Origin of the sequence: Mesorhizobium sp. M4A.F.Ca.ET.050.02.1.1 (assembly GCF_003997725.1) — a bacterium.
Classification (GTDB): Bacteria; Pseudomonadota; Alphaproteobacteria; order Rhizobiales; family Rhizobiaceae; genus Mesorhizobium.
In genome coordinates this window covers 1-1,233 of sequence record NZ_RZSG01001189.1, presented here as the reverse complement: position 1 = coordinate 1,233, position 1,233 = coordinate 1, and the positions used below count along the sequence as shown (strand labels likewise).

1 protein-coding gene and 1 pseudogene are annotated in these 1,233 nt (G+C 64.2%); both read right to left on the bottom strand.

Annotated elements, in window-relative coordinates:
• On the bottom strand, window positions 1–655 hold a 655-nt coding region (locus EOA33_RS36195; RefSeq protein ID WP_190234504.1), incomplete at its 3' end, for a caspase domain-containing protein.
• A 205-nt stretch (window positions 656–860) separates the two neighbouring features.
• Window positions 861–1,233: pseudogene (locus EOA33_RS36190) on the bottom strand (M23 family peptidase); the annotation flags it as partial.

Genomic DNA, 1,233 nt, shown 5'->3' with positions numbered 1-1,233 from the left:
AATAGGGACTGTTGACGCCGTTGCCATCGAAAGCGATGGCGCCGGGATCGGTTGCGTAGGCAATCAGGATGCCGCCGGTGCCGACACCGTCCGATTTGGCCTCGACCGGCGCCAGTCCGGCCCCCAGAGAACGGCTCTTCGGCAGCGCGGCGGCAAGAGTCCTTGCCAGCGGATTATCGCGGCAGGCGTCGAGGATGATGACCCCGACCGCCGGCTCGGGCGGCAGCGCCGACATGAACTCGTCGATCTGGATGGTGCGGGTCTTGAGATAGGCCGGCGACGTCAGCTCGGCATCGACCGGAATGAGGAAATTCTTGCCGTCTACCTGCATGCCGTGGCCGGCGTAGTAGATGACGGCGAGGTCGGCGTCGTAGGATTGCTCGGTGAACCGGCTGATGAGGCTGTGCATGCCCGCATTGTCCTGGTCCAGGCCTTCGATAACCTCGAAGCCGGCGTTGCGCAGCGTCGATGCAATGAGCTGTGCGTCATTGGCGGGATTGGGCAAGGCGACGGCATGGACGTATTTGCTGTTGCCGATCACCAGCGCGACGCGTTTGGGGTCGGGCGCGACGCTGTCGGGCGCGGCGGCCTGGGCGGCGAGCGAGGCCAGGACAAACAGGATAAATCCGCTCAGAAAGACGGCGAACGCTTTCATGGGTCAGCCCTCCGCCCCAACGGGGCGCGCTAGTGGTGTCTGCACATGCTAAAATTCATCCGCGACACAAGTCGCTTCTGCCAAAAATGGCTTCTGGGCGTCTGTGACCCCGGCCACAGTTTTGGTTCACAAAAGGCCCAAAAAAGTTCGCCGATAATAGCACCTGGCAGGGGGAACACCAACGACCCCACCGGTCGAGGGGCGGTCAAAGAGTGTTCTGAACCGAGCTAATGAGGGCGGTGAGGGCCTGCTTGTACTTTTCGAATTCCGGCGACGTCTGGCGGATCTCGGTCGTGGTCGTCGTCTGCTGGCCCGCGTCGGTGGCGACCCGGGCGACCTTCTGGCCCATTTTCCGTTCCGCCCAGTCCATGACGTAGCTGGCCGTCTTGCCGGTTAGGAACGGGTTGGCCTGGATGACGGCCGATCCGAGCACCGCGCTCAGTTGCGTCGAGCCCGGCGCCGCCAGCACCTGGGCCGCGCCTTCCATGCCGAGGAAATGACAGAGATAGAGCCGCCCGGCGGTGATCTGGTGCCCGCGGGCGCGGAGATAGGCCTCGCCCTCGCGCGCCAGGTTGCGC